Raw genomic sequence first — 1475 nt, forward strand, 5'->3', positions numbered from 1 at the left:
CGCGCGGCGCCGCCCACTAGGNCNNGCGCAGNGNNGNGNNNCGGGAGGGCCGGCGTTCGCGCGGGCCCGGGGGGGCCGTACGAGGGTGCCCTTCCTCGTGGCGGTACGGGTCCGTACCGCCACGAGAAGGGGCACCGCCCGTCACGGACCGTGGTCGCCGGTCAGCGGTCGCCGGTACGGGTGGGCGGTTCCCGCGGGAAGCCCGGCCGGACGGCCGGTGCGGGCCGCGCCCCGCGGGACCCGGCGGCCGTGCAGGGGCCTGCGGGGCGGTCTGGTCAGTGTGATGAGGCGGACCATCTGGTGGAAGCAGGCCAGGGAGGCCACCGTCGGCAGGGCGGCCGCGGCGGTGTCGAGGAAGGTGCGGGGGGCCTGGGCCACGCACAGCAGCATCGCGGTGAGGGAGAACAGCAGGACGACGACCCAGGAGTGGACGGCACGGCGCTGGTGCACGGCGGCCCGCAGGATGGACAGGGACGCCACGAGCCACGGCCCGTACACGAGCAGGGGCCACCAGTCGACGACGTGGGCGGCGGTGCGGGGCGCGGCGATGTGGCGCAGCGGGTCGTAGGCGATGACACCGCCGAAGACGCTCACCATGGACACGAGGACGGCGGCCACCGCGGCGATCGAGCAGCTGACCGCGGGCACCCAGCCGGCGGTGGCGCGGCGGTTCCCGCGGTGGCCGGGGCCGGCGCCGCGGGGGGCGGGTGACCGGTCGGCCGGGGCTTCCACCGGGACCGCAAGGGGTTCCGGGCCCGGCGGGAGGACTCCGTCCGGCGGCCTGTGGACCGGCGGGAGGACGCTTCGCTCGGCCTCGGCGGCGTCCTGGAGGAGGGAGGCCAGCTCCTCCGTGGGGTCCCAGGAGGGGTCCAGCAGGCCGTCGGGGCCGCCGTATCCGGGGAGTTCCGCCCGCGGGACGGCGGGCGCCTCGGGCCAGTGCGGCCACGCCGGGGAGCCGGTGGTGTCGGGGAAGCCGTAGGGGGGGCCGAAGAACTCTCCCGGGCCGAAGTCACGCATGGCGGTGGAGCCCCGTCCGCTCCCCGGCTCCCCCGGCGGCACCGCCCGGCGGCAGATCGGCCTCCCTCCACGAGGACGAGAAGTCGCGCTCGATGCGTTCCATCGCGGCGACGAACTCCTCCAGGGCGGGGGCTGACCAGGTGAGCGGGACCGCCTCCTCCGAACTCCAGAGCCTGCCGCTGACACCGTGGGAGAAGGCCGAGGCGGGGATGAAGACGAAATCCCCCATGGGCACGGGGGTGTGCGCCCAGGCGGGGACTCCGGCGCGACCGGAGGGGTGACTGTCGGTGAGCGTTGCTGCCATATCCCCCCTAACGCAACCCCGGTCCCCTGGATGCGCGGCATCCGGGTGATGGTGGCGCTCCGTTCGCGTGAACGGCGAAGGTCCCGCCGGCCCCGCGCCCCGCCCGGTCCGTNGCTTATAAAACACTGACGCTNCNTACTNGGCACCCACCGGA

Annotated in this window: 2 protein-coding genes; both read right to left on the bottom strand. The window is 75.7% G+C overall.

Annotated elements, in window-relative coordinates; genetic code table 11:
• Positions 1-141: 141 nt before the first annotated feature.
• Positions 142-1017, bottom strand: a complete 876-nt coding sequence (locus tag MW084_RS01215) for a hypothetical protein (RefSeq protein WP_010473786.1) — start codon at positions 1015-1017, stop codon at positions 142-144.
• Entirely contained in the window at positions 1010-1246 is a 237-nt protein-coding gene (locus MW084_RS01220) for a hypothetical protein (RefSeq protein WP_029553748.1), read from the bottom strand. Before MW084_RS01220 ends, MW084_RS01215 begins: the two co-directional genes overlap by 8 nt.
• Positions 1247-1475: the final 229 nt, after the last annotated feature.

Source organism: Streptomyces sudanensis, assembly GCF_023614315.1.
Lineage (GTDB): Bacteria > Actinomycetota > Actinomycetes > Streptomycetales > Streptomycetaceae > Streptomyces > Streptomyces sudanensis.

What these genes read in the sequence shown, in the direction of transcription:
- MW084_RS01215 (WP_010473786.1), bottom strand. Translation starts at nt 1,017, where the DNA reads ATGCGTGACTTCGGCCCGGGAGAGTTCTTCGGCCCCCCCTACGGCTTC.
- MW084_RS01220 (WP_029553748.1), bottom strand. Translation starts at nt 1,246, where the DNA reads ATGGGGGATTTCGTCTTCATCCCCGCCTCGGCCTTCTCCCACGGTGTC.